Source organism: Pseudomonas sp. PGPPP4 (assembly GCF_002256045.1).
Lineage (GTDB): Bacteria > Pseudomonadota > Gammaproteobacteria > Pseudomonadales > Pseudomonadaceae > Chryseomonas > Chryseomonas oryzihabitans.
In genome coordinates this window covers 205,911-230,891 of record NZ_NKID01000009.1, presented here as the reverse complement: position 1 = coordinate 230,891, position 24,981 = coordinate 205,911, and the positions used below count along the sequence as shown (strand labels likewise).

General features: G+C 65.4%; 22 protein-coding genes and 1 pseudogene. 11 read left to right on the top strand and 12 right to left on the bottom strand.

Features of this window, described 5'->3' with window-relative positions; translation table 11 throughout:
* Positions 1–194: pseudogene (locus CFE50_RS17295) on the top strand (hypothetical protein); the annotation flags it as partial.
* 324 nt (positions 195–518) lie between these two features.
* Positions 519–2,441, top strand: a complete 1,923-nt coding sequence (locus CFE50_RS17290; RefSeq protein WP_286736290.1) for a UvrD-helicase domain-containing protein — start codon at positions 519–521, stop codon at positions 2,439–2,441.
* Positions 2,442–2,536: 95 nt separating this feature from the next.
* On the opposite strand, the gene CFE50_RS17285 is transcribed toward CFE50_RS17290, so the two are convergent.
* Positions 2,537–3,421: a LysR substrate-binding domain-containing protein gene (locus tag CFE50_RS17285; RefSeq protein WP_241810345.1), complete on the bottom strand. Its 885-nt coding sequence runs from the start codon at positions 3,419–3,421 to the stop codon at positions 2,537–2,539.
* Positions 3,422–3,523: 102 nt separating this feature from the next.
* Here CFE50_RS17285 and CFE50_RS17280 point away from each other — a divergent pair, with 102 nt between their 5' ends.
* On the top strand, positions 3,524–3,922 hold the full coding sequence (locus CFE50_RS17280) for a tautomerase family protein (protein ID WP_241810344.1): 399 nt from the start codon (positions 3,524–3,526) through the stop codon (positions 3,920–3,922).
* 49 nt (positions 3,923–3,971) lie between these two features.
* Here CFE50_RS17280 and CFE50_RS17275 read toward each other — a convergent pair whose 3' ends face one another.
* The 4 genes from CFE50_RS17275 to CFE50_RS17260 all read right to left on the bottom strand — a co-directional run bounded on the left by CFE50_RS17275 (position 3,972) and on the right by CFE50_RS17260 (position 8,512).
* A complete protein-coding gene (locus CFE50_RS17275; protein ID WP_286736285.1) occupies positions 3,972–5,147 on the bottom strand; it encodes an L-rhamnonate dehydratase in 1,176 nt (391 codons plus the stop codon).
* Between the two features lie 92 nt (positions 5,148–5,239).
* Complete coding sequence (locus CFE50_RS17270; RefSeq protein WP_108582182.1) at positions 5,240–6,253, bottom strand: 4-hydroxythreonine-4-phosphate dehydrogenase PdxA; 1,014 nt, start codon at positions 6,251–6,253, stop codon at positions 5,240–5,242.
* Positions 6,250–7,200, bottom strand: coding sequence for an amidohydrolase family protein (locus CFE50_RS17265; RefSeq protein ID WP_286736280.1), 951 nt, complete (start codon positions 7,198–7,200; stop codon positions 6,250–6,252). Before CFE50_RS17265 ends, CFE50_RS17270 begins: the two co-directional genes overlap by 4 nt.
* Positions 7,193–8,512: an MFS transporter gene (locus tag CFE50_RS17260; protein WP_241808947.1), complete on the bottom strand. Its 1,320-nt coding sequence runs from the start codon at positions 8,510–8,512 to the stop codon at positions 7,193–7,195. Before CFE50_RS17260 ends, CFE50_RS17265 begins: the two co-directional genes overlap by 8 nt.
* A 293-nt stretch (positions 8,513–8,805) precedes the next feature.
* On the opposite strand from CFE50_RS17260, the gene CFE50_RS17255 reads away from it, so the two are divergent.
* From CFE50_RS17255 to CFE50_RS17235, 5 genes are all read left to right on the top strand, one after another.
* A complete protein-coding gene (locus tag CFE50_RS17255) occupies positions 8,806–9,804 on the top strand; it encodes a tripartite tricarboxylate transporter substrate binding protein (protein WP_042136469.1) in 999 nt (332 codons plus the stop codon).
* A gap of 28 nt (positions 9,805–9,832) precedes the next feature.
* A complete protein-coding gene (locus CFE50_RS17250; protein ID WP_286736278.1) occupies positions 9,833–10,351 on the top strand; it encodes a tripartite tricarboxylate transporter TctB family protein in 519 nt (172 codons plus the stop codon).
* Positions 10,348–11,868, top strand: a complete 1,521-nt coding sequence (locus CFE50_RS17245) for a tripartite tricarboxylate transporter permease (protein WP_286736277.1) — start codon at positions 10,348–10,350, stop codon at positions 11,866–11,868. The genes CFE50_RS17250 and CFE50_RS17245 overlap by 4 nt, the downstream gene beginning before the upstream one ends.
* A 92-nt stretch (positions 11,869–11,960) precedes the next feature.
* Positions 11,961–12,914, top strand: coding sequence for a LysR family transcriptional regulator (locus CFE50_RS17240; RefSeq protein ID WP_286736275.1), 954 nt, complete (start codon positions 11,961–11,963; stop codon positions 12,912–12,914).
* Between the two features lie 221 nt (positions 12,915–13,135).
* Positions 13,136–14,167 (top strand): AraC family transcriptional regulator, encoded by a 1,032-nt coding sequence (locus CFE50_RS17235; RefSeq protein WP_286736272.1) that lies wholly within the window; start codon positions 13,136–13,138, stop codon positions 14,165–14,167.
* Here the strand turns inward: CFE50_RS17235 and CFE50_RS17230 are convergent.
* Positions 14,164–15,141, bottom strand: a complete 978-nt coding sequence (locus tag CFE50_RS17230; RefSeq protein WP_286736271.1) for an AraC family transcriptional regulator — start codon at positions 15,139–15,141, stop codon at positions 14,164–14,166. The two genes, CFE50_RS17235 and CFE50_RS17230, sit on opposite strands and share 4 nt — an antisense overlap.
* 179 nt (positions 15,142–15,320) lie before the next feature.
* Between CFE50_RS17230 and antA the strand changes: the two genes are divergently transcribed.
* The 3 genes from antA to antC are packed head-to-tail and all read left to right on the top strand — an operon-like array spanning position 15,321 to position 18,242.
* A complete protein-coding gene (gene antA, locus CFE50_RS17225) occupies positions 15,321–16,709 on the top strand; it encodes an anthranilate 1,2-dioxygenase large subunit (protein WP_502694709.1) in 1,389 nt (462 codons plus the stop codon).
* Positions 16,706–17,197, top strand: a complete 492-nt coding sequence (antB, locus tag CFE50_RS17220; RefSeq protein ID WP_286736270.1) for an anthranilate 1,2-dioxygenase small subunit — start codon at positions 16,706–16,708, stop codon at positions 17,195–17,197. Before antA ends, antB begins: the two co-directional genes overlap by 4 nt.
* A gap of 10 nt (positions 17,198–17,207) precedes the next feature.
* A complete protein-coding gene (antC, locus tag CFE50_RS17215) occupies positions 17,208–18,242 on the top strand; it encodes an anthranilate 1,2-dioxygenase electron transfer component AntC (protein ID WP_286736268.1) in 1,035 nt (344 codons plus the stop codon).
* Positions 18,243–18,924: 682 nt separating this feature from the next.
* Here antC and CFE50_RS17210 read toward each other — a convergent pair.
* The 6 genes from CFE50_RS17210 to CFE50_RS17185 form a co-directional block, all read right to left on the bottom strand.
* On the bottom strand, positions 18,925–19,857 hold the full coding sequence (locus tag CFE50_RS17210; protein WP_286736267.1) for a SphA family protein: 933 nt from the start codon (positions 19,855–19,857) through the stop codon (positions 18,925–18,927).
* 97 nt (positions 19,858–19,954) lie between these two features.
* Positions 19,955–20,482 carry a flavin reductase family protein gene (locus tag CFE50_RS17205; protein ID WP_241808953.1) on the bottom strand — a complete coding sequence of 176 codons (528 nt, stop codon included), beginning with the start codon at positions 20,480–20,482 and terminating at the stop codon, positions 19,955–19,957.
* A gap of 10 nt (positions 20,483–20,492) precedes the next feature.
* Complete coding sequence (locus CFE50_RS17200) at positions 20,493–21,731, bottom strand: styrene monooxygenase/indole monooxygenase family protein (RefSeq protein WP_286736297.1); 1,239 nt, start codon at positions 21,729–21,731, stop codon at positions 20,493–20,495.
* A 76-nt stretch (positions 21,732–21,807) separates the two neighbouring features.
* Positions 21,808–22,602: an SDR family oxidoreductase gene (locus CFE50_RS17195; RefSeq protein WP_286736265.1), complete on the bottom strand. Its 795-nt coding sequence runs from the start codon at positions 22,600–22,602 to the stop codon at positions 21,808–21,810.
* A gap of 4 nt (positions 22,603–22,606) precedes the next feature.
* Positions 22,607–23,854 carry a dienelactone hydrolase family protein gene (locus CFE50_RS17190; RefSeq protein WP_286736264.1) on the bottom strand — a complete coding sequence of 416 codons (1,248 nt, stop codon included), beginning with the start codon at positions 23,852–23,854 and terminating at the stop codon, positions 22,607–22,609.
* Between the two features lie 166 nt (positions 23,855–24,020).
* On the bottom strand, positions 24,021–24,902 hold the full coding sequence (locus CFE50_RS17185; protein WP_286736263.1) for a LysR family transcriptional regulator: 882 nt from the start codon (positions 24,900–24,902) through the stop codon (positions 24,021–24,023).
* Between the last annotated feature and the right edge of the window lie 79 nt (positions 24,903–24,981).

The window sequence follows — 24,981 nt, the reverse complement described above, 5'->3', positions numbered from 1 at the left end:
TTGTGTTGCTGATAATCTTGCGACATCAGACTTATCTCACAAGCACCCACACGAATTGCTTGATTCAACTTGTTAAAGAGCAGTTGGTTGCGACCGTGTCGCTAACCGAGGCGCGCATTCTACGCTGCCCTCACATCCTGTCAAGCGTTGATTTGAACTTTTTCGTTTCAACTCAACCACTTGCGCTTGCCTGACCGGTCTAGCCAATCTCGGCAGCGGGAGGCGAATCCTACAGCATCCTCAGACGCTGTCAACCCCTCCGCTTCATTTCGCTGCCACCCTGAGGTGAGAGCCAAATGGCGAAGAATCCGTGGACCCCTCGCCCGACCCAGACCTAAGTGCTTGATTTTCAAGCCGCTTCAGCGTCTGCGCCGGAAGTGGGGCGCATTATAGGGGAGTTTCAGGACAGGTCAACAGGTTATTTCAAGAATCTTTCAGCAGGGATGAAAAAGGCCACCAAAAGGCGAGCTGTCACCTGTGCGAGGTAAGATGCCGGCAGACCATGTTTCGAGGACTGCATGACTTCCATCCTGGCTCGCTATCGACAACAGCTGAGAAACACCCTGGGCGACTGGTTTCCCCGTACCACGCTCTTCCTTAAAGGAGAGCAGGCGCAAAGCGGCCAGAAAAAGGTGCAGCCGACCAAGGCCCGCAAACGGCAGGCCGAGCCCAAAGCCTCGGTCAAGGCGGCGAACAGCGAGCAATCCGTTATACAAGCTACCCCGGCCATCCCCTCCCCCGCCGGCATCTATGGTCCCGCGCTCACCATCAAGCGCTCCCAGGAACAGCGGATGAAGGTACGGGTCGAGCAGGCCGTGGCTCAGGGCATCATCCAGCCACCCTCACCTGAGCAGTGGAAGATGATCCTCGCGCGGGCTCCGGCTACCCGTATCTTCGCGGGGGCCGGCTCGGGCAAGACCACGACGCTGGTGCTGCGAGTGGTGTTCATGCTGTGCCATCTAGACATCCCGCGCGAGCAGCTGACCGTCATCTCCTTCACCAAGGCGTCCTGTGAAGAGTTGCGCGCCCAGCTCAAGCGTGTCCTGGCCTTCTGGGAGGCGCCGCTGGATGACGAGGCGGCACGCGAACTGGTAAGGACCTTTCACTCGGCCCTGGCACAGTTGGCGCGCACCGAACTGAGGGCGACGCAATGGTTCGAGCAGCTGTCCAGCCAATCGAAAGGTGACGACGAACCGGACAACGGCATGCTGGCTGGCGCCAGCCTGAACGAGGCTCAACGGCAGCTCCTGATACAGGCCTACGAGCATAGCTACCGCGAGGACGCCGGCTTTCGGCGTCGGGTCCATCTGTTGCTGGAACTGGCGCCGCCCAATGAGGAGGAGCCACCCGGCGCGCCACCTTTGCAGCCCTTCGTCCTCAATGGCGAACGTCAACCGCAACCGCTGCCCGACCTCTTCTATGGCCAGGCCTCATTCGCCGAGACCCTGGGGTTGCGGGTCGGCTCTATAAAGAGCAGTCAGCTGGAGTGCTCGACGCGGGACCGGATCTTCCTGGAGGCCATGCAGCAATTCTGGCGACACTTCGGCAAGCTGCTGAAGGAACAGCGGCTGATCACCTTCAATACCGCCTTCGCCGTGCTGACGGATCGCCTGGAAAAGAAGCCCAGTCGCGCCCTGATTGCCCGTCTGCAGCCCTTCACCCATTTGCTGATCGATGAATTCCAGGACATCTCGCCGCAGATCGCCCTCTGGCTGCAGCAGGTACAGCGCAGGCTCGCCGAGGAGCAGGCCGCGCCTTCGCTGATGGCCATCGGTGACGACTGGCAATCCATCTACGGCTGGAGAGGCAGCTCGCCGGAGCTGTTCATTCACTTCGACCGCTGGTTTCCAAGCCAGACGCCCAGCCAGACACTGATGCTGGGGACCAACTACCGTTCTTCACCGGACATCGTGACGGACGGCGAACGCATCCTGACGCAGGTACGCCACAAGCAGCCCAAGAAGACCCAGGCCTTTCGCGCGGCGGATGACCAGGGTCATGGGGTCAAGGTCGTACCGCAATTCGATATCGCCCGCCAGTTGGCTGCGTTGCTGAACGAGATCGAGGCGCAACGGACGTATGCCGCGGAACGAGAGCGGCCGGAGCGGTGTGCGGTCATGGTGATGAGTCGCCTGAACGCGCCCTTGAAAGCCATCAACGAGCAGTTGGGACGTCAGCCAGGCGTACGCACCTGCACCATTCACCGAGCCAAGGGCCTGCAGGCCGAGGTGGCGATCGTGCTGGACGATGGCCAGCCCCAGCAGCCCCATCCGCTGCGCAACGCCCTCTATGCGACCAGCGGACACTTCCAACAAAGCTATGACGACGCCATGGCGGACGAGGCGTTGCGCCTGAGCTATGTGGCGGTGACCCGTGGGGTCAGCCGGGTGCTGTGGTACACCCGACAACCACGGGGCGCGGCGGCGATATTGGCGGGTTGAGTCAGGTTACGTAGCGGGCGCTGTGATCTAGCACTGCGGTTGAGCACGGGCGAAAATCGAGCGCCTGTCCGAAACAACAGGTAGGCCTTCTTCACCTAGCCGCGCAGGCCTGCAGCAATAGTCTCGCTCAGCACCTGCAAACGCCGCGACTGCACAGAGCCCTCATCATGATGAGCCTGCAAAAGCAGAAAGCGTGCCGAGGGTAACGCTGGCAAAGCGTCTTCGGCGAGTAGGCGCAGTCCCTGGCCGGTAACGGCGGAAGCATTCAGGCACGCGATGCCAAGCCCTGCCGTCAGTGCAGCCTGCAAACCGGCCACACCGGACGCGATATGGCTGATCACGTAAGGAATACCTGCGGCTTGCAGACGACTGCAAGCCAATCGATGCAGGGAGCAACCTTCCGGCAACAAGGCCAGAGGCACGGGTCGTCCCGGCTGCAGCGGATTTGTATCCGAGCTGCCTACCCAAATTAGTGGTTCCTGGTGAAGAGGATTGATCGTCACCCCGGGTGCAGCTTTGCGGGCGACATCCAGCTTCATAACGATGGCCAGGTCCAGCTCGCCTTCGCGCTGAGCGACCTCAAGCTCGTCACTCCTGCCGATACGGGTACGCAGACGCAGTCCAGGCAGCTGTTGATGCAGGCGTGCCAGCAGGCTCGCCAGATCGACCGGACGAAAATAGTCGGTCACTCCCAGGCAGGCTTCACCTTCAAGAGGGATCCCGTGGAGATCACGCCAAGCCGCATCGGCCATGGCCAATAGCGGCCGGGCATGGGCTAGCAAACGCTCGCCTGCAGCGGTAGGTCTCACGCCGGCCTTGCTGCGAATCAATAGAGTCTGGCCGGCGCGCTCTTCCAGCTTACGCAGTTGTTCGCTGAGAGCTGATTGCGAGAGACAGCGCAGTGGTACCGCCGCCGAAAGGCTACCTGCATCGACAGCCGTAACAAGCGTACGCAATAGATCCAGATCGAAGCCTGACATGAGCATCCATTCCAAAAAACGATGGATAACATTTTATCTTCCTGCTTTTCCGCTGCAACCAGTCTCTTCAGACTGGGGCCACCAACCAACGAGGAAGCAGCCATGCCACATATCGTGCTCCATCTATCCGGCGAGCGAGACGTAGCGCTCGGTCAACGTGCCGCAGCCGTCATCAATGACTTGGTCGCAGAGCATCTGGGCAAGCGCCCGGAGCTGATGGCGACCACCGTTCACTATATAGCTGCTGCGGACTGGTTCCTGGGCGGGGAATCGCTGGCGACGCTCGGCGGCAGTGCCTTTCATCTCGACATCAGCATCACCGACGAGACGAACACAAAGGGCGAAAAGGCGCGTTTCCTTCATGAAGTCCAGGCGGCCATGGTGAAACTCCGGCCCGATCTGCACGAGCTCTGCTATGTGCATCTGATCGACGCGCGGGCGGCTGCCTATGGTTTTGGCGGCCGGAGTCAGGAATGGCGACACCAGCAAGCCGGGGTCTGATTCCGCAGCTGGCCGCCGCCCTTCCCAGAGGCGGCGGTTGGTACCACCGCTACTCGATCACATCGAAGTCCTTGAGATGTTCTTCGGACAGCTCCAAACCCAGGCCAGGCTTGTCGTCGTCGAGTTGCAGGTAGCCGCCGACGGGCTGGGGTTCGCCCTTGAAGACGTAATAGAAGAGTTCGTTGCCTACCTCCACGTCGAATACCGGGAAGAACTCGGCCATGGGCGAGGCGGTGCTGGCCATGGTCAGGTGGTAGTTGTGCATCTGGCCGGCGTGGGGGATGACCGGCACCGACCAGGCTTCGGCCAGGGCGTTGATCTTGCGCGCGGCAGTGATGCCGCCGACGCGGTTGGTGTCGTACTGGATGACGTCCACGGCGCGGCGTTCGAGCAGATCCTTGAAGCCGTAGGAGGTGAATTCGTGCTCGCCGCCGGAGATGGGCATGATGCCCATCTTCTTGAGTTCGACGTAGCCTTCGATGTCATCGGCGATGACCGGCTCTTCCAGCCAGCGCGGTTCGAACTCGGCCAGCTTGGGCAGCATGCGGCGGGCGTATTCCAGGGTCCAGCCCATGTAGCACTCCAGCATGATGTCGACGTCGGGACCGGCCAGTTCACGCAAGGCGCGCACCTGTTCGATGTTACGCCGCATGCCAGCCGGGCCGTCCTTGGGGCCGTAGCCGAATCTCATCTTGAGGGCGTCGAAGCCCTGGTTGAGATAGCCCTGGGCTTCTTCCAGGAACAGATCGAGGTTGTCGTTGGCGTAGAGCTTGGAGGCATAGCAGGGGATCTTTTCCTTGGTGCGGCCGCCCAGCAGCTTGAACACCGGCTTTTCTACCGCCTTGCCCATCAGGTCCCAGAGCGCCAGGTCCACGGCGGAGATGGCGGCCATGCCGATGCCCTTGCGGCCCCAGGCGTGGGTACGGCGATACATCTTCTGCCAGAGGTATTCGTTGTCGAAGGGATCCTGGCCCAGGACGATGGGGGTCAGGTACAGGTCGATGATTTCCTTGGCCACCCGCGGCGCCAGGGCGCAGTTGCCGAGGCCGACCAGGCCGCTGTCGGTTTCGATTTCCACCACCAGCCAGCCGTGGAAGCGGAAGGAGCCCATGGCGTCGCCGCGCTCATAGAGGATGTCGGTGGCGTTGGTGCAGAAGTGCGCCTGTGGCGGGACGACCTTGCCCTTCCATTCGAAGACGCGGGTGCGAACGCTGGTGATTTTCATGGTGAGGTTCCTTTTTCGAGCATGAGTAAGGCCGTCCGGCCCCAGGGGCCGGTTCGGCGGATCCGGGAGGCGCCTGGGCGCCGCGGCAGCTATCAGTGGCGGGACGCGCCCAGGCGGCAGGCGATCTCGAAGGCCTGACGGGTCGCACCGACATTGGCGCGGCCCTGACCGGCGATGTCGAAGGCGGTGCCGTGGGCGGGCGTGGCGATGGGAATGGGCAAGCCGCCCTGCACCGTGACCCCACGGGAGAAGCCCATCAGCTTGATCGCGATCTGGCCCTGGTCGTGGTACATGGTCACCACAGCGTCGAAGGCGCGGGCGTCGCCCTGGACCTTGAGAAAGATGGTGTCCGCGGGATAGGGGCCGTCGGCGGCGATGCCCAGCGCCCTAGCGCGCTCGACGGCCGGGCCGATGAGGTCGATCTCCTCGCGGCCGAAGCTGCCGTTGTCGCCATTGTGCGGATTAAGGCCGCAGACACCGATGCGCGGTCGCGCCAGGCCGCTGCGCTTGAGTTCGTTGTCGATCAGCTGGATGGCTTCGATCACCCGTTCCTGGCTGAGCAAGCCAGGGACATCCTTCAGGGCGACGTGGGAGGTCACCCGCGAGGTCCAGAGATCGTCGAGCACGTTGAATTCGCAAAATGGCCCCTGGTAGCCGAGGTGCTCGGCGAACCAGTGCAATTCGTCGTTGTGGCCCATGCCTGCCAGGTGCAGGGAGGTCTTGTTCAGCGGACCGAAGAGGATGGCGTCGGTGTGCCCCGCCTGAGTCAGGTCGAGGGCGACGGCCAGGGTGTCCAGGCTGTAGCGGCCGCCGACGACACTGGCTTCGCTGCGGGGAAACGCGCCTTCCGCAGCGCCCCGGTAGGGATACAGCAGGGGTACGTCGTCCTGGAAATCGAGCGCGTCCAGGCTATCGATGGGGCGGTAGGGGTATTCGCAACCGGCGATGCGCATGCCGGTGCGGGCCTCCTCCTCGTCGGCGATCAGCACCAGGCGGGCGCGGCTGCGCACCTCGGGATCGGCCAGCAGGCGGGCGATCAGCTCGGGGCCGATGCCGGCCGGATCACCCAGCACCAGGGCCAGGCGGGGAAGCGTGGAATTGCTCATGCGGAAGTCCTCAGGTAGGTGTCCAGGCGAAAGACGTCGGCCACCGGGCGATACAGACGCTGGGCGGTGTCGTGGAAGAGCTGGCGCTGCGCCGTGATGGGCAGGTCGACCACCAGGCGCTTGAAGCCGCCGATGATGGTGTCGTAGCTGCCGCACAGACGGTCGACGGGAAAGTTGCTGGCGAACATGGCGCGTTCCGGGCCGAAGACGGCGATGGCCTCGCGGACGATCCAGGCGTTGTCTTCGGCGCGCCAGGGCTGGCCGGCGAGGCCCAGGCCGGAGATCTTCAGCGCCACGTTGGGCCATTCGGCGAGCCGGGCCAGGGCCGCGCGCCAGGCGGCCAGACCTGTGGCGCTGCGATCGGACGGCAGCCCCGTGTGGTTGAGGATGAGCTGGGTGGCCGGGAAGTCCCGCGCCAGGCGACAGGCTTCGTCGAGATTCCACCAGGGCGTCTGCAGGTCGAAGTGCAGGCCGTGGCGCTGCAGCTCGGCGTAGCCCTGGCGCCAGCGGTCATCGCTCATCAGAGTGCGCTGGCTGCCCACCTCTTCCGGGCGCGCCGGGCCACCGGGCTTGTGTCTGACGCTGCGCACCCGTTCGAAGGCGGCCTGGGCGGCGAGCAGCTCGGCGGCGTCTGCCGCATCCAGCCAGGCCTGGGCGACCACCGCATGGGGCGCGCCATGGCGGCGTGCCAGGTCATGGACGTAGAGGGTCTCGCCCAAGGGATCGCGCGGATCCCACTCGGTCTCGATATAGACGGTCTGGACCACCTCATGACCGGCCGCGTCGGCCAGGTAGTGCTCGGGCAGATAGTCACCCTTGATGGCGCTGTAGTCACCATAGCGGAAGGGGATGGTTTCCGTGCCGGACAGCCAGGGGTGTAGGTTGCGCCGGGGCTCCCAGAAGTGATGATGGGCATCGACGATGGGGCCGTCATAGAGCTCAGCCATGCTGCACCTCCCGCTGGTCCAGGGCGATCAACAGGGTGCCGAGGATGAACAGGCCGGAGCAGAGGGCGAAGAAGCCCAGCACTGCGGGATAGCCACCCAGGTGCTGCAGCAGCAGGCCGACCAGGATGGGCACGGCGATGCCGCCGAGACTGCCGGCCAGGTTCATTACCCCACCGATCAGCCCGACCCGCGCCGGCGCCGCCAGCAGCGCCGGGAAGCTCCAGTAGAGGCTGCCCCACATGAGGAAGAAGGCGGTGAGCGACAGCAGTGCCACGGCGGCATAGGGATCGGTCAGCCGCGGCAGCAGCAGGAAAGCCGCCAGGGCCACCAGGCCGGAGCAGGACAGCAGTCCCTTGGCGGCGAGGCCACGGCGCACGCCCTTGCGCACCAGCAGGTCGCAGAGGAAACCACCGACCAGGGAGCCGGCCGCGCCGCAGAGAAAGATGACGAAGGTCGCGGCGCCGATGCCCTTGATGTCGAAGCCGCGAGCCTGGGCCAGGTAGCTGGGCCCCCAGGTCAGCAGGCCGAAGAAGACCATGGCCCAGCTGGCGCGACCGATGAGGATGCCGGCCAGGGAGCGGCGGGCGATGCCCAGGCCCCGGGCGCCGGCCTTGGCGGCCTGGGCCACCGAAGTGGTGCGACCTTCGTTGATGCGCGCCAGCTCGGCGGCATTGACCCCGGGGTGGGCGGCCGGGTCGTCCCGGAGATAGCGCCAGGCGAGCCAGGCCATGGCCAGGGTGGCGATACCGGCGATGAAGAAGGCGGTACGCCAGGAGCCGAAGACGGCGATCAGGTAGGCGATGAGCAGTCCGCCCAGGGCCACGCCCAGCGGTCCGCCGCAGTCCATCAGCACCGCGCCACGGCCGCGCTCGCTGGAAGCCAGCCAGAGGGAATTGAGCTTGCCACCGGCCGGGAACAGAGGCGCCTCGGCGGCGCCCAGGGCGACCCGGGCGAAGATCAGCGACAGCCCGCCGGTGGCGAAGGCGGCGAGGGTCTGGAAGACGCCCCAGAGGCCAGTGGACCAGCCGATGACGCGGCGCGGGCCGTAGCGGTCGATCAGCCAGCCGCCGGGAATCTGCAGGAGCGCATAGGCCCAGAAGAAGCTGCTGAGAATCAGCCCCTGGGTGGCCGGCGTCAGCTGGAATTCGCGGGCGATGGTAGGCATGGCGATGGACAGCGACACGCGGTCCACCAGGTTGATGACCGTAAGGCCGAAGATGATGGCGAAGATGCGCCAGCGGACGCGGGAAGCCTGGAGCGCCGTGGGCACGGCGGCTTCGCCGAGGCGTGAGGAACGGGACGTCGAGAGCATGGCATGGACCCCTGGGATTCTTGTTATGGGTGCTCAGCTGCCGGCTGGCGAGGTCGACTATCAGCCGGGGGGGCGATAACCGTCTAATCAAATCTGCGCATAGGTGTATAGCCGCAGGATATAGGTCGGTTTTCGCTCGTCGCTACAGCCCTTTTGCCGTACGGAGTCAGATGAAGAGCAGCGCCAGGCATAACCCCAGGCTATAGGTGCATGCCATCTTTTGACTGGTCAGGATCGCCGGGTGCTGCGCACACTCGGCCCACCCAAAACAACGACAAGAAAGAGGTATCCCCATGCGCAGCACTTCCCTGCTCGCCGCCCTCCCCCTGTGCCTGGCCGCTGTGGTGGCTCCCGTCGCCGAGGCTGCCTGGCAACCCGAGGGCAAGGTGGAGATCGTGGTCGCCGGTGGTCCCGGTGGCGGCACCGACCAGCTCGGCCGACTGATCCAGTCGATCATCACCCAGCACAGGCTGCTCGACGCCAGCACCGTGGTGATGAACAAGGGTGGCGGCAACGGCGCCGAGGCCTTCCTGGAGATGAAGATGGCCAAGGGCGAGGCGGACAAGCTGGTCATCGCCACCAACAACGTCTATCTGCTGCCGCTGACCGCCAAGCTCGGCTACCAGCTCGCCGATCTCACCCCGGTGGCGGCCATCGCCGAGGATGACTTCATCCTCTGGAGCTACGCCGACGCGCCCTGGAAGGACGCGCGGGGCTACCTCGACGCCATCAAGCAGGATCCGGCCGGCAAGCGCATGGGTGGCAGCCAGTCCAAGGACGTCGACCAGACCCTGACCCTGCTGCTCAATCGCACCGAGGGCACCAAGCTCACCTACATTCCCTTCAAGAGTGGCAGCGAGGCGGCGACCCAGCTGGCCGGCAAGCACATCACTTCCAACGTCAACAACCCCAGCGAGAGCCTGAGCCAGTGGCGCGGCGGCCAGGTGGTGCCGCTGTGCGTGTTCAGCCAGGCGCGCATGACCTATACCGCCAAGGTCACCGAGACCCAGGCCTGGTCCGACGTGCCCACCTGCAAGGAGCAGGGGCTGGGCATCGACCAATACCGTTTCCCGCGCACCGTGCTCTTGCCGGGCGGGGTCAGCGAGGAACAACGGGCCTTCTATGTGGAACTGCTGCGCAAGGTCAGCCAGACGCCGGAGTTCAAGGCGTACATCGAGCGCAATGCGCTGGTGCCCACCTTCCTTGAAGGCCAGGCGCTGCAGGACTACATCGCCCAGGACACCGCCCGGGTCACCCCGGTGTTCGAGGACGCGGGCTGGCTCAAGCGCTGATCGGCGCACCGACACAGGAGAGACGGCCATGGCCGGAGATTCTCTGATCACCACCCGCTGGGTGGAACTGGGGTTGGCGGCCTTTACCGCTGGCCTTGGCGGCATCGTGATGGTGGGCAGCCTGGAACAGGGTATCGGCTGGGGCGATGCCGGCCCAGAGCCGGGCTACTTCCCCTTCTACATCGGCCTGCTGCTGACCCTGGCCAGTCTGGCCACGGCGCTGCAGACCCTGTGGCGCTGGCAGGCGCTGCGCACCAGCTTCGTCGAACGCGCCGCCTTCGGCCAGGTGCTGCGGGTATTCCTGCCGATGCTGGCCTTCGTCGTCGCCCTGCCCCTGCTGGGCCTCTATCTGACGGCCTTCCTGTTCATCGCCTGGTTCATGGCGCGGGATCGCCAGCGACAAAGGCGCTATGGCGCCTGGCAGATCCTCGCCACCGCCGGCGGCGTGAGCCTGGCCAGCTATCTGATCTTCGCCCTCTGGTTCAAGGTGCCGCTGGATGCCGGCCCCCTGGCCGACCTCGCCCGCCTGCTGAGGAGCCTGCCATGAGCGAATTCGATTCCCTGATGCACGGGATGAGCCTGATCCTGTCCTTCCATCACCTCGCCCTGATGGTGATCGGCGTGCTGCTCGGCATCCTGGTCGGGGTGCTGCCCGGCCTGGGCGCGCCCAATGGCGTCGCCCTGCTGCTGCCGCTGACCTTCACCATGAGTCCGACCTCGGCCATCATCCTGCTCTCCTGCATGTACTGGGGCGCGCTGTTCGGCGGCTCCATCACCTCCATCCTGTTCAACATCCCCGGCGAACCCTCGTCGGTGGCCACCACTTTCGACGGCTATCCGCTGGCGCGCCAGGGTCGTGCCGGCGAAGCCCTGACCGCGGCCTTCACCTCGGCGCTGCTGGGCGCCCTGGTCGGGGTGCTGCTGCTGACCTTCCTCTCCAGCCGCATCGCCGCCTTCGCCATGGAATTCAGCTCGCCGGAGTTCTTCGCCGTCTACCTGCTGGCCTTCTGCACCTTCATCGGCATGAGCAAGAATCCACCGCTGAAAACGGTGGCCGCCATGATGATCGGCTTCGCCATGGCGGCGGTGGGCATGGATACGGTGTCCGGCAATCTGCGCCTGACCTTCGACCAGCCGGCCCTGCTCTCGGGCATCAGCTTCGAGGTGGCGGTGATCGGCCTGTTCGGCATCGGCGAGATCCTCTGCACCGTGGAGGAAGGCCTGGTCTTTCGTGGCGAGCAGGCGCGCATCACCCTGCGCACCGTGCTCGGCACCTGGAAGCAACTGCCGCGCTACTGGCTGACCTGGCTGCGCAGCGCCCTGGTCGGTTGCTGGATGGGCGTGACGCCCGGTGGCCCTACCGCCGCCTCCTTCATGAGCTACAGCCTGGCGCGGCGCTTTTCGAAGAACCGCGAGGGCTTCGGCAAGGGCGAACTGGAAGGGGTGATCGCGCCGGAGACCGCCGACCACAGCGCCGGCACCAGTGCCCTGCTGCCGATGCTGACCCTGGGCATTCCCGGCTCCGCCACCGCCGCGGTGATGCTCGGTGGCCTGATGATCTGGGGCCTGCATCCGGGGCCGACCCTGTTCGCCGAACAGCACGACTTCGTCTGGAGTCTGATCGCCAGCATGTACCTGGGCAACGTGGTCAGCCTGATCGTGGTGCTGGCGACGGTGCCGCTGTTCGCCGCCATCCTGCGCATCCCGTTCTGCATCATCGCGCCGATCATCTTTACCGTCTGCGTGATTGGCGCCTACTCGGTGCACAACAGCCTGTTCGACGTCTGGCTGATGCTCGGCTTCGGCATCCTCGGCTATGCCTTCAAGAAGCTCGGCTATCCCATCGCCCCCTTGGTGCTGGCGGCGGTGCTGGGCGACAAGGCCGAAGACGCCTTCCGCCAATCGATGCTGTTCTCCGATGGCCAGCTGGGCATCTTCTGGTCCAACCCGCTGGTGGGCAGTCTGACCACCGCGGCGTTGCTGATGCTCTGCTGGCCGTTGCTCGCGCGGTGCCTGCAGGCGCTGCGCCTGGGCCAGCCGCGGGCCAAGGTACGGCCGTCGTGAACGCCCCGGCCTGGCGCGGACGCACCCCACCGACGCCAGGCCCGGGCTCATGCGCTACCCTAGCCGGCTCCCCTGCCCCAAGGTCCGCCAGCATGACGCGCATTCCTGATGCCCATACCATCCACAGCCGTCTGCGCCTGCGCCAGTTGCGGCTGGTGCTGGCACTGGCGGAATTCGGCTCGCTGCGCCGCGCCGCCGACGACATCGGCATGACCCAGCCGGCCGCCACCAAGATGCTGCACGAGATCGAGAGTCTGCTTGGCGTGGGGCTGTTCGAGCGGCTGCCGCGCGGCATGCGCGCCACGGCCTTTGGCGACACGGTGATCTACTACGCGCGGATGGTGTTCGCCGAACTCTCGGGCATGCGCGAGGAGCTGGTCGCGCTGGAATCGGGCAATCTGGGCCGGGTTGCGGTGGGCGCCATCCCGGCGCTGGCCTCGGGCCTGCTGACCCGCACCATCGCCACCCTAAAGCAGAGCCATCCGCGGCTGTCCATGTCCATCCAGGTGGATACCAGCGACGTGCTGGTCCAGGCGCTGCTGCAGGATCAGCTCGACGTGGTTCTGGGGCGCATCCCTACCGGCGCCCGCGCCGAAGAGTTGCTGTTCGACAGCCTTGGCGAAGAGGTGCTCTGCGTGATCGCCGGCGCCCAGAATCCCCTGGCCCAGGCCACCCACCTCACCTGGGGCGAATTGCAGGAGCACACCTGGGTGCTGCAACAGCACCCGAGCCCGATGAGAGCCATCATCAACCAGGCCTTTCACGATGCCCGGGTCGACATCCCCGGCAGCATCGTCGAGACCACCTCCATCATGACCCTGCTGGCGCTGCTGCAGCAGACCGACATGCTCGGGGTGACCCCACTGTCGGTGGTCAACGACTATCCCGGTCGCCACCTGCTGGCGGTGCTGCCCATCGCCTTCGAGCCTCGGCTGCCGCCCTATGGGCTGATCCGCCGCCGGCATCGGGTGCAATCGTCGGCCATGCAGACCTTCATGGCCACGGTGCGCAGCGAACATGGCAGGTTGCGCCAGGACGACGCCTAAGTGAACGGCGACCGGACTGGTCGCTGATCGCCCAAAAACCGGTGGCAGACGCTTCGCTTGGCCCACCCCTTGCAGAAACCTACTCAAAGCCGACAGCGATCGGCCAAGAACGAGCTCTGCTGCCCTTGCACTATCCACTGACTGCAGCCGTTATCCGCTGACTGCAGTTCGCCGGAAACAAAAGGGTGCGCGGGGCCACGCCTGTGTGCAAGGAGGTAACAATGACCCAAGACGTCACGCCCTCCGAAAGCGGAGAACGCTTTCGCCAGACCCGGTTGTTCTGTTCGAGCAGCCTGCAATTCCTGGTCGCCGACCGGGAGGCGGCCTGCCAGGGTGTCAGCAAGGTCTTCAAGCCCCATGATCTGAAACCGGTGCAGCGCGGCGAGGTGGTCAGCGCCAGTCTGCACCACGTCAGCCGCGGGCGACTGTCGCTCAATCGCCTGGAATACGGCACCGATGTCGATATCGATCCCCAGTGCCTGCAGGACTTCTACCTGATCCAGATCCCGCTGACCGGAGGCGCCGACATCCATTGCGGTGCGGTGGATTTCCAGTCTTCACCGCAGGTGGCGACGCTGTTGTCACCCGAGTTGCCGGTGCGCATGAGATGGTACGCCGGCGCCGCCCAACTGGTGCTGCGCCTGGAGCGCGCCGACCTGGAGCATCACTGCGCCCAGCACCTGCCCCAGCAAGGGCGTCTGCCGCAATTCGATCCGCGGCTGGATCTGCGCCAACCCGGCGGCAGCTACTTCCTGCAATTGCTCGGGCTGCTCATGGACGGCCTGGCCGATCCGGCGCATCCGATTCACCAGCCGCTGGTGCTCAAGCAATTCGAATCGTCCTTGCTCAATGCGCTGCTCTATGGCCAGCCGCACTCCCTGCACGGCCAGCTGGAAGGCACCCGCGAGCGCAATGTCTCGCCCTACTTCATCAAACGCATCGAGGCCTATATCGCCGAGCACCTGCACGAGCCGCTTAGCGTCGAGACCCTGGCCGAGCACGGCGGTGTCAGCGTGCGTACGCTGTTCGCCGGCTTCCGCACCTATCGCGGCACCACCCCCATGCACTATCTGCGCGACCTGCGTTTGGAGCGGGTCAACGAAGAACTACGCAGTGGTCGGGTGGAGTCGGTGACGGACACCGCCTACAAATGGGGCTTCGCCCATCTGGGTCGCTTCGCCCAGGAATACAAACGGCGCTACGGCGAGTCCCCCTCCGAGACCCGCCGCTTCCGCGGTGCACTCTCCAGCTAGTCGAGACGTCGTCCCGCCAGAGTCTGGGACGGCGTTTCGCCGAAGGCCTGGCGGTAGTCACTGGCGAAACGGCCCAGATGCTCGAAGCCCCAATCCAGGGCGATGCGCGAGACGCTGGCACCCTCACGACGCGCCAGCAGCAGTCGGCGCACCTCCTCCAACCGCACGCGCTTGAGGTAGGCCATGGGCGGCTGACCGTGATAGCGACGAAAGCTGGCGTAGAGTTTGGCGCGCGATACGCCGGCGATGCACTCCAATTGCTCCAGCGAGGGATTTTCCCGGGCGTTGGCCTGCAGATAACGCCGCGCCCTGAGCAGGAACTCGGGATAGCCGCTCTCGGATCCTTCCATCAGCAATGCAGAGTAGTTGTGCGGCTGCGCCAGGAGCAGGCCCTTGAGCAGCAGCATCTCCAGATCGTTGGCCAGGGCTGGCTGACCATAGAGCGCCTGGACACCGCTCCAGCCTTCCAGCAGCTGGCGAATCCCCTGCCACCAGGCGGCCACGGCTGGCCGTGCCAACTCCATTTCACCGGCAAAGCTCAGCGGCTCCGCCAGCGGGCGGCCCAGGAGCGTCTCGGCCACCTCCTGCAAGGCTTCGCGGCGGATCACCACCTGCAGTTTCAGGCAGTCGGCAGCCATATCCAGCCGCTGCCATTCATGGGGTGAGACCACCACCCCGCATTGGCTGTCGGAACGGATGCGGGCGCCGCGACTGGCCAGGGACTGCTGCCCCTGCAGCGGCAGGCTGAGGCTGTAGGCGTCCAGCGCCTCGATGCCGATCTGCACCGCCGCGCCGTAGCCGATGCGCCCGAGCACGGTGGATCGCCCTGGCAGCCGCACACCCTGGTGATGAAAGCTCAGCTCGGCGCCGCTGCGGGCGTCCAGCCGATGCGGACCACAGACCGCACTCATCCAACGGCAGGCTTCGGAAACCTGGCCGCTGTGTGCCTGTACCTCGAAATCTGCCTGCTGCATGGTCGCGCTCCTGGTTGACGTCTCCATGCTGCACGCCGCGTGCCGCTACCGCTATCCGCAGAATGCAGGCCAGTCCGGCCAGCGAAAAAAACCGGCTAGTGATAGCGCAAAAAGCGGCTAGAGGGGTTCGGGTGGCGGGGCTTCAATCGGGGCGAGTCTCACCCTAGAGGACACCCCTGATGAGCACCCGCAGCATTGCCCAATGGCAGGAGTACATCCAAGGTTGCCTGGACTTCCGTCCGGCTGACGGCGTCTATCGCATCGCCCGCGACCTCTTCACCGAACCCGAGCTGTTCGAGCTGGAAATGGAGCTGATCTTCGAGAAGGTCTGGATCTATGCCTGCCACGAAAGTGAGATCGCCAAGCCCCACGACTTCGTGACGATGCGCGCCGGACGCCAGCCGCTGATCATCACCCGCGACGCCAATGGCGAGCTGCACGCGCTGATCAACGCCTGCCAGCACCGCGGCGCTACCCTCACCCGCGTCGCCCGCGGCAACCAGTCCACCTTCACCTGCCCCTTCCACGCCTGGTGCTACAAAAGCGACGGCCGCCTGGTGAAGGTCAAGGCGCCGGGTGAGTATCCCGATGGCTTCGACAAGGCCACCCGCGGCCTGAAGAAGGCGCGCATCCAGAGCTACAAGGGCTTCGTCTTCGTCAGCCTCGACACCCTGGGCAGCGATTCGCTGGAGGACTACCTTGGCGATGCCAAGGTCTTCTTCGACATGATGGTGGCCCAGTCACCCACCGGCGAGCTGGAGATCCTGCCGGGCAAGTCCACCTACAGCTACGACGGCAACTGGAAGCTGCAGAACGAGAACGGCCTCGACGGTTATCACGTCAGTACGGTGCACTACAACTACGTCTCCACCGTGCGGCACCGCCAGCAGGTCAATGCCGAGAAAGGCGGTGCCAGCAGTACCCTGGACTACAGCAAGCTCGGCGCCGGCGATGCCGAGACCGACGATGGCTGGTTCTCCTTCAAGAATGGCCACAGCCTGCTGTTCAGCGACATGCCCAACCCCACGGTGCGCCCCGGCTACGCCAGCGTGATGCCGCGCCTGGTCGAGGAATACGGCCAGGCCCGCGCCGAGTGGATGATGCATCGCCTGCGCAACCTCAACATCTACCCCAGCCTGTTCTTCATGGACCAGATCAGCTCCCAGCTGCGCATCGTGCGGCCGGTGGCCTGGAACAAGACCGAGATCATCAGCCAGTGCATCGGCGTCAAGGGCGAGGCGCCCGCCGACCGCACCAACCGCATCCGCCAGTTCGAAGACTTCTTCAACGTCTCCGGCATGGGCACGCCCGACGACCTGGTGGAATTCCGCGAAGCCCAGCGCGGCTTCCAGGCGCGCCTGGAGCGCTGGAACGACATCTCCCGCGGCCAGCATCGCTGGGCTACCGGCCCGACCGTGAACAGCGAGGCCCTGGGCATCCAGCCGGTGCTCACCGGCACCGAGTTCACCCATGAAGGCCTCTATGTGAATCAGCATGGTGCCTGGCAGCGCTTCCTGCTCGATGGCCTGGCCACCAAAGCCCTGCAACCGACGGAGGTGTCGGCATGAACCCTGATCTGCAATACGCTGTGGAACAATTCCTCTATCGCCAGGCCGCGCTCTGCGATGCCCAGGACTGGGACGCCTATCTGGCGCTGTTCGAGGCCGACAGCGTCTTCCACCTGCCGCAATGGATCAGCGAGCACGAGTACGTGACCGACCCCACCCAGGGCCTCTCCTATATCTACTACGCCGACCGCTCCGGCCTGGAGGACCGGGTGTTCCGCCTGCGCACCGGCAAGTCGGCCGCCTCCACGCCACTGCCGCGCACCCTGCACCAGATCAGCAATGTGCGCGTCGCCCGGGCTGACGACGGTCTGCTGGAGGTACGCGCCGGTTGGCTGACGCTCTATTCCCGCCACGGGGTATCCGAGCAGTTCTACGGCCAGGTGACCTATCACCTGCGCGAGGTGGACGGCGACTTCCGCATCGCCCGCAAGCAGGTGCTGCTGCTCAACGACGTCATCAACTCCGTGCTCGACTTCTACCACCTCTGAGGCCACCGCCATGAGCCACAATGTCGCTCTGAGCTTTGCCGACGGCAAGACGCTGTTCATCGCGGTGAAGCCCAACGAACTGCTGCTGGACGCCGCCCTGCGCCAGGGCATCAGCCTGCCGCTGGACTGCCGCGAAGGCGTCTGCGGCACCTGCCAGGGGCGCTGCGAAGCTGGCGCCTACAGTCAGGATTACGTCGACGAGGAAGCCCTCAGCGAGCGGGACCTGGCGCAGCGCAAGATGCTCGCCTGCCAGACTCGGGTGACCTCCGATGCCGCCTTCTACTTCGACCACGATTCCAGCCTCTGCCACGCCGAAGAACCCGAGCGCATCAGCGCCCAGGTGACCTCGGTAGAGCTGGTCTCGGCCACCACCGCCATTCTGCACCTGGATGCCAGTGCCGCGCCGCGCCCGCTGCAATACCTGCCGGGCCAGTATGCGCGGCTGCGTATCCCCGGTACCGATGACTGGCGCGCCTACTCCTTCGCCAACCGACCCAATGCGCAGAACCAGCTGCAATTTCTCATCCGCCTGCTACCGGACGGGGTGATGAGCAACTTCCTGCGCGAGCGCTGCCAGCCAGGTTTAACACTGGAGCTGGAGGCCCCGCTAGGCAGTTTCTATCTACGTCAGGTGGAGCGGCCGCTGGTGCTGGTGGCAGGTGGTACGGGGCTGTCGGCCTTTCTGGGCATGCTCGACGAGATGGCCGAGAAAGGCGGCTGCGGCCAGCCGGTGCGCCTGTTCTATGGCGTCACCCAGGAGCAGGATCTCTGCGAGGGCGCCCGCCTGGAGGCCTATCGCGCGCGCATCGCCGACTTCGACTACCAACCGGTGGTCAGCCAGCCGAGCCCGACCTGGCAGGGCCTGAGCGGCTACATCCCCGAGCACTTCGACCGGCGCTTCCTCACCGACCAGGCCTGCGACCTCTATCTCTGTGGCCCGCCGCCCATGGTGGAAGCGGTCAAGACCTGGCTCGACCAGCAGGGGTTGGGCGAGGAGACGCGGCTGTATAGCGAGAAATTCCTGCAGAGTGCGTCTACGCGCTGAGGCTGACTTTCATGCCCCATTACGAAGCCCGACAGCACGCCTGTCGGGCTTCGTGCTTTGGTAGGTTGGGTTGAGACAGCTTTACCGTCGAAGCCCAACAACCCCATCTTCCAGCAACACCAAACGGTATCCACCGCTTGGCCTGGATCGCCTGGTGGACTTCTCTGTTGGGCTTCCCGACGCTCAACCCCACCTACACCTCAACCCAGACGTAGGTTGGGCTGAGACAGCTCCACTGTCGAAGCCCAACAGCCCTTCACTTTCGGCGGCATCAATCAATCTCCACGGTGATGGCTTAAGTTTGATCAGGATCTTACCGGGACTGAGGGAGACGAACGCCTGCTCGAATAGCCCCCTCTCCCCCTGGAAGAGGGTTGAGGTGAGGGTACGCATCACAGCGGATTCCCAGTGGAAAAGGCCGCGCCGTTTTCCACGCTACGGTATCGCGAGTTCTACAGCGTCGAGAGCGGTCGCAACGGTGGACCACATGGCCAACCCCAGCCACCGTTACCACCCAGCGTCGTCTATTGCTAGGTCTGGATCGCCCGGAATCGCGCTTTGTTGGGCTTCGCTGCGCTCAACCCAACCTACCCGGAATCCCCTCGACCAAACGCCAGGCAAAAAAAAGCCTGCCATCCTCGGCAGGCTTGGAAGTGGACGAAGGGAGCTGAACTCCGTCCGGTCAGAAGTGGTGGATGTAGCGCACCTGCAGCCGACTGCCTTCGGGACGATTCTTCGCGTCCTGCTCGAAGTAGGCGTTGGCCACCAGGTGATCGTTCTTGGAAAAGCTGTACATGCCGCCCGGCCCGATGGCCCAGACCTGTTCGCGCCGGCCGGACACGTCATGGCCGTCGATCTGGGTGTCGGTGATCTGCTTGAGCCAGTAGCCGTTGAGGCCCAGGCGCAGTTGCGGGGTGACCGCGTATTCGGTGGCGAAGTTGGCGTGCAGCGCCTGCCCGGCCTGGATGTCGGAGACGTCGCCGAAGGCGTAGTTCGGCTTGTCGTTCTTGAAGTTGTAGAGGTAGTGGGCACGCACCGAGGCGGTCCAGTTGGGGGTGAACCAGTAGGTGCCCGCCCAGTAGGGATTGAACGACCAGGCGTGGTTGCCGGGATTGATGTCCTTGTCGCGGTCGTATTCACCGGTGGGGATATTCACCTGCAATTCGACGCGCTGGACGAAGCGCGGCCCGTTCGGTCCCATCACCGGATCGAACTGGATGAACGGCCCCACCAGCAGATCACCCATGCCGCCCTGGTCCTTGAGGGCCGCGTTGTTCGAGCCATCGTCGACCTTCATCCGCGTCACCACCGGCAACACCAGGTTCAAGCCGAGGTTGCCGCTGCCCAGGCGCAGGTCCGACACGTAGCTGAGCTGGGTCACCGAGACCTGGTAGTCCAGCTCGGTCTTGGGCAGCCCCAGCTTGTCACCGTTGCGATCCACCAGCCGATCGCTGCTGTAGTTCTGGAAATACTGCTGCAGGTACCAGCCATTGCCGGCGGGCAGGCCGCCGTCGAGAAAGCTGGTGAGGCCGAGGTTGACCACCGGCAGGTCATAGGCCTGGGTGGTTCCGGCGACCAGGGCACCGGCGAGGGAAAGATAGCGAATCCGGGTCATGCAAGGCTCCTTGAATACGGCTGTTCGTGCTCGCGAAAGGCAGATTCGAAAGGGCAGCGCCCGCCGATCGAGTGACATCGCCGGGCGCTGCCAGGGCTCAGGCGCTTAGCGCCGGATGCGCGCTGGCGACCCGGTACTGGCCGGCGTGGAAGACCAGCGGTTCGCCGCCGCTGTGTCGGTAGTGTTCGATTTCACCGAGGAAGATCAGGTGGTCGCCGCCCTCGTACTGCACGTGGTTGCGGCAGATCAGCGTCGCCACAGCCTCTTCCAGCAGCGGCACCCCGGCAGTGCCCTCGACGTGAGCGATGCCGGCGAACTTGTCCTCCGCTCGCCGCGCGAAGTGGCCGGAAAGCTGGTGCTGGTCGCTGCCCAGCACGTGGATGGCGAAGTGGCTGGCAGCGAGAAAGTCCGGCAGGCTCGGCGCCTGGCGCGCCAGACTCCAGAGCACCAGCGGCGGCTCCAGGGACACCGAGGAGAAGGAGTTGGCGGTCATGCCCACCTTGCGGCCGTCACGGCCGCGGGTGGTGATTACCGTGACGCCGGTGGCGAATTGCCCCAGCAGGTTGCGCAGCGCCCGCGGATTGGCCGGGTCGGCGGCGATGAGATCAAGAGCATCGATGGTCATGAAGGGCTCCTCAGGCAGCCTGGTTCAGGTGTTCACGCAGGAAGCCCTGGCAGGCCTCGGCTTCGAACCACCAGGGGGCGAAACGACGGGGATCGTCAAAGGCGTTGACGATGCGCGAGGCGATGGCGGGAGACTGGCTGGCGGCGCCGAGCAGATCGAGAATGTGCGGCGGCGGCGGGGTCAGCAGGCTGTTGGTCCACTTCACCACCTGGCCGGCATAGTCCCAGTAGCGCTCGAAGGTCTGGTGCATCCACTCCGGGGTGAAGGCGGCATCGCCCTGGGCGAGGATGGCGTCCAGATAGACCTTGCTGCACTTGGCGGCGTTGTTGGAACCCTGGCCGGTGATGGGATCGTTGACCACCAGCGCATCGGCCATGCCGAACACCGGCAGGCCCGAGGGCAGCCGCAGCACCGGCTTGCGCACCATGGGGGTGAAGCGCCCGGCCAGCACGCCGCCGGCGTCGGTCAGTTCCAGATTCTGGCAGCGCTCGGCTTCCCAGGGCGCGAAGCGGCGGACGATCTCCAAGCTGCGCTCCAGGTGCTGCTCCGGCGAGGTGACGTCCTGCCAGCAATCCATCGGGCCGCCGGGCACGCCTTCGAACACCATGATCTCGCAGGGTCCGCTCAAGGTTAGGGCCGGGAAAACGAAGTATTCGCCCACGCCGGGGATCAGATTGAAGGCCACCCGCGAATAGGGCGACATGGGCCGCATGCCCTTCACGTAGGTCAGCGCCAGGGCCCGCTGGGGCTGCTGGAACACGGTTCGCTCGGTGTCGCGGGGAAAGAGGTTGACCACCTCGCCCTTGCCTGCGGCGAGCAGGGTCAGGTCATGGCTGGCGGCCAGCTGCTCCAGTTCAGGCAAGCCGACGTCCTGGATCACCAGTTCGCCGCCGCGGCGCTCGAACTCGTCCATCCACGCCGGCATCTTCAGGCGCTGGTCAACCGCCTGGGCATAGCGCTCCAGGCGGGCACTCCACTGGAACGCCGGGCGCTCGGGATTGACCGGATCGGGCACGGCCAGGCCGATGCCCTCCACCGCCGGGCACTGATCCTCCCAGAAATTCAGACCCAGGTCGCGCTCGGTCTGCAGCGAGGTGTTGAACATGCACTGGCTGGACATCACCTTGCCGCCGCGCACCTGTTCGCCGGTGCGGTTGGTGGTGAGGGTGACGTGATAACCCTGGGCGAGCAGACCCAGGCCCAGTTGCAGGCCGGCCTGGCCGGCCCCGACGATGGCGATACGACGCATGGAGGTTCTCCGGGGAGTCGAGTTGCGGGTGGGGGTGAAGCCGTTGAACAGACGCCAGAAGGGGTTGTGCATGGCATCACTCCCGTTCGGCGAGGCGTGGAATGGCCGGCTGGTTGCGCTCCGGTCCCATGACCGAGTAACCGCCGTCCACGGCATAGTCGGCGCCGGTGACGAAACTCGCCGCCGACGACAGCAGGAAGGCGACCACCTGGGCCACCTCGGCCGGCTCGCCGAGGCGGCCGAGCAGATGGAAGTCGGCGGCGACGCGGTCGGCATGGACCCGATCGCCACCGCTGACCTCGGCGATCACCCGCGACCAGGTCCAGCCCGGCGATACCGAATTGACGCGAATGCCGTCCGGTGCCAGGTCCAGGGCCATGCAGCGGGTCAGCTGCTTGAGCGCCGCCTTGGACACTGGATAGAGCCAGCGCCCGGTCTGGGCACAGCCGGCGGAGATGGAGGTAAAGTTGACCACCGCCCCGCCCCGCGCCTTGAGATCCGCGTGCAGCGCCTGGGCCAGCATCACCGCCGACACCAGGTTGACGTCCAGCGCCTTGAGCCAGTCGCCGCGTAGGGAAGCCAGGCCATCGTCGAGATAGGTACAGGCCAGGTTGACCAGGCAGTCCACCGCGCCGAAGCGTTCGCGGATCGCCGCCACCGCGAGTGCCAGGGCCGCATCATCGGTCAGGTCCACGGTCTGGAAAAAGGCCGCCTCGCCGAGCAACTCGGCACCGGCACTGCCCTTTGGGTCGATGTCCAACAGCGCCACCCGGGCGCCAGCTGCCACCAGCACCTCGGCCACCGCCTGACCGATCAGGGTGGCGCTGCCACTGATGACCGCCACCTTGCCATCGAGGGAATGCAGACTCATGACCCTACTCCTCGATGGACTTGCCGGCGCTGGACGCCCAGCTCGGCATCAGGGTGTTGGACGGCAGCGTCTCGTCGAGCAGCTTGTGCGCGGTCTCGGCACCGGCCACCGGCAGGCCCTGGGGATCGAGCAGACCGATCTGCACCAGCACGCTGGCCTGGTCCCAGTAGATGTGCTCGTGATAGAGCTTGGGTCCGCGAAACTTCACCACCCCCAGCATGGGGATCTCGACCTGGCGACCGGTGGGCGCCACCCCGGGCAACATCCAGTCGATGGCCTCGTCATGGGTGAAGCTCATGACGAACTCGTCGACGATCTGCGAGGCGCCCACGGTGCGCGAGAGCGGCGTGAGCTTCATGTCCTTGGGGTTGCCATGCACGAAGTGGTAGCGATAGAAGCGCGCCAGCTCGCGATAGCCGACGCCGCCAGTCATGGTCGGAATGTGATTGACGTAGGGCTCGGGCACCATGGTGCCCATGGTCGCCGGCACGTCACGGGTATCGAATTCGTGGCGGATGTGTTCTTCCCACAGCGCCGAGAGGTTGTAGTCCGGGCCGATGGTGCGGCGCAGCGCGGCGATGGTACGCTCGTGGGCCAGCAGCGCGGCGGGCTTGTCGTAGTGGTGGCCGGCAGGCCGGGCGAAGGCATGGTCGACGCCCGGATAGACATAGCCTTCCGTGGCCGGCACCGTGGCCAGGGCGGCGAGGATGGCCTCCCGCGCCGGTGCCGGACAGAACTGGTCGGCTTCGGCGAAGTGCAGCACCAGCCGGCCGCGCAGTCCTTCCAGCTCCCCCAGGGCCTTTTCGATACCGACGCCGTAGTAGCCGACGGCGCAGGCCACCTGGGGCAGTCGACAGGCCGCCAGATAGGCCAGCTTGCCACCCAGGCAGTAGCCCACTACGCCGAGGCCGGCGTCGCTCACTTCGGGGCGGCTACGCAGATGGTCGAGGGCGGCGCCGATGTCCAGCACCCCCAGTCCCTCGTCGAAGGCCTGGTAATGGCCGAAGGCCTTTTCGAAATCCTCGGGGGTGTAGCCCAGCTCGATGCGCGGCGCCTGGCGCCAGTAGAGGTCGGGCACCAGCACGCTGTAGCCCTCTTCGGCCAGCTGATCGGCCACGGCGCGCATGGCAGCATTGACGCCGAAGATCTCCTGGCACAGGACGATGCCCGGACCGCGGCCATCGATGGAGGGCACGAAGTAGGCGTCGAAGGCGCCGGACGGCGCAGGTACGTGGATATAGGATCCGGTCATCACAAGAGACTCCAGGTTGCTCAGGTCTGGAATCATCTTCGGCGCGGTGCGCGCTGCGGGGCTGTCCGCAGACTGCCGCGACCATCCCCTTGGCGCAGCTAATTACTGGACGTCCCGCTCGCCCGTTGCCGCCATATCCGCGTTCAGGCCAGGTGATGCCGGGGCTTCAGGCCTGTTGCGCCGTCGTTTCCTGCACCAGCGCCAGGCAGTGCGCCAGCAGTGGCGAACGATCGCCAGCGCGATAGCTGATGACGATGGGCGAGACCGCCTGGGTATCGCTCAGGGAGACGTAGTCAATGTCGTCGCGGTGCAGCCGGCGCACCGAGGCCGGCACCAGGGTGATCCCCAGTCCGGCCGCCACCAGGCCGATGGCCGTCTGCAATTCGTTGGCCCACTGCGCCACGCGGATGTTCACTCCTTCGCGAGCGAACAGCGCCAGCACGTGGTCGGCATAACTGGGTCGTGGCGCGGAGGGATAGAGCACGAAGGGCTCTTGCGCCAGGCGTGCCAGACTCACCGGCGCGCCCAGCAACGGATGCCCGGCCGGCAGCACCGCCACCAGCGGGTCCTCGCGCAGCACCTCTTGCACCACGGCGGCATCCTCGATGCGGATGCGACCGAAACCGATGTCGATGCGTCCGCTCTTGAGCGCCTCCACCTGCTGCAGGGTGATCAGCTCGGACAGCCCCAGCTCCAGCCCAGCATCGGTACGCAGCCGGCGGATCAGTTCCGGCAGGGCGCCATAGAGGGTGGACGGCGCGAAGCCGATACCCAGCCAGCGCTTGCGTCCCTCGGCCACCCGCCGGGTGCCGTCGCGCACCTCGTCCAGTTGCGCCAGCAGCCGACTGGCATGCTCCTGGAAATAGCGCCCGGCCTCGGTCAGGCGCAAGGGCCGACCGCGCTCCAGCAGACTCACCCCCAGCTCCTCTTCCAGTTGCTGGATCTGCCGACTCAGCGGCGGCTGCGCCATGTGCAGACGCTCGGCCGCCCGGGTGAAATTGAGGGTCTCCGCGAGGATCAGAAAGTACCTCAGATGCCGCAGCTCCATCATACCTCCAGGGTATCGTAGAACACGCAACGGATATTGGACTGCCGTGGAGGCAACTCGCAAGCTGAAAGCCGTCCCT

What these genes read in the sequence shown, in the direction of transcription:
- CFE50_RS17290 (WP_286736290.1), top strand. Translation starts at nt 519, where the DNA reads ATGACTTCCATCCTGGCTCGCTATCGACAACAGCTGAGAAACACCCTG.
- CFE50_RS17285 (WP_241810345.1), bottom strand. Translation starts at nt 3,421, where the DNA reads ATGTCAGGCTTCGATCTGGATCTATTGCGTACGCTTGTTACGGCTGTC.
- CFE50_RS17280 (WP_241810344.1), top strand. Translation starts at nt 3,524, where the DNA reads ATGCCACATATCGTGCTCCATCTATCCGGCGAGCGAGACGTAGCGCTC.
- CFE50_RS17275 (WP_286736285.1), bottom strand. Translation starts at nt 5,147, where the DNA reads ATGAAAATCACCAGCGTTCGCACCCGCGTCTTCGAATGGAAGGGCAAG.
- CFE50_RS17270 (WP_108582182.1), bottom strand. Translation starts at nt 6,253, where the DNA reads ATGAGCAATTCCACGCTTCCCCGCCTGGCCCTGGTGCTGGGTGATCCG.
- CFE50_RS17265 (WP_286736280.1), bottom strand. Translation starts at nt 7,200, where the DNA reads ATGGCTGAGCTCTATGACGGCCCCATCGTCGATGCCCATCATCACTTC.
- CFE50_RS17260 (WP_241808947.1), bottom strand. Translation starts at nt 8,512, where the DNA reads ATGCTCTCGACGTCCCGTTCCTCACGCCTCGGCGAAGCCGCCGTGCCC.
- CFE50_RS17255 (WP_042136469.1), top strand. Translation starts at nt 8,806, where the DNA reads ATGCGCAGCACTTCCCTGCTCGCCGCCCTCCCCCTGTGCCTGGCCGCT.
- CFE50_RS17250 (WP_286736278.1), top strand. Translation starts at nt 9,833, where the DNA reads ATGGCCGGAGATTCTCTGATCACCACCCGCTGGGTGGAACTGGGGTTG.
- CFE50_RS17245 (WP_286736277.1), top strand. Translation starts at nt 10,348, where the DNA reads ATGAGCGAATTCGATTCCCTGATGCACGGGATGAGCCTGATCCTGTCC.
- CFE50_RS17240 (WP_286736275.1), top strand. Translation starts at nt 11,961, where the DNA reads ATGACGCGCATTCCTGATGCCCATACCATCCACAGCCGTCTGCGCCTG.
- CFE50_RS17235 (WP_286736272.1), top strand. Translation starts at nt 13,136, where the DNA reads ATGACCCAAGACGTCACGCCCTCCGAAAGCGGAGAACGCTTTCGCCAG.
- CFE50_RS17230 (WP_286736271.1), bottom strand. Translation starts at nt 15,141, where the DNA reads ATGCAGCAGGCAGATTTCGAGGTACAGGCACACAGCGGCCAGGTTTCC.
- antA (WP_502694709.1), top strand. Translation starts at nt 15,321, where the DNA reads ATGAGCACCCGCAGCATTGCCCAATGGCAGGAGTACATCCAAGGTTGC.
- antB (WP_286736270.1), top strand. Translation starts at nt 16,706, where the DNA reads ATGAACCCTGATCTGCAATACGCTGTGGAACAATTCCTCTATCGCCAG.
- antC (WP_286736268.1), top strand. Translation starts at nt 17,208, where the DNA reads ATGAGCCACAATGTCGCTCTGAGCTTTGCCGACGGCAAGACGCTGTTC.
- CFE50_RS17210 (WP_286736267.1), bottom strand. Translation starts at nt 19,857, where the DNA reads ATGACCCGGATTCGCTATCTTTCCCTCGCCGGTGCCCTGGTCGCCGGA.
- CFE50_RS17205 (WP_241808953.1), bottom strand. Translation starts at nt 20,482, where the DNA reads ATGACCATCGATGCTCTTGATCTCATCGCCGCCGACCCGGCCAATCCG.
- CFE50_RS17200 (WP_286736297.1), bottom strand. Translation starts at nt 21,731, where the DNA reads ATGCGTCGTATCGCCATCGTCGGGGCCGGCCAGGCCGGCCTGCAACTG.
- CFE50_RS17195 (WP_286736265.1), bottom strand. Translation starts at nt 22,602, where the DNA reads ATGAGTCTGCATTCCCTCGATGGCAAGGTGGCGGTCATCAGTGGCAGC.
- CFE50_RS17190 (WP_286736264.1), bottom strand. Translation starts at nt 23,854, where the DNA reads ATGACCGGATCCTATATCCACGTACCTGCGCCGTCCGGCGCCTTCGAC.
- CFE50_RS17185 (WP_286736263.1), bottom strand. Translation starts at nt 24,902, where the DNA reads ATGGAGCTGCGGCATCTGAGGTACTTTCTGATCCTCGCGGAGACCCTC.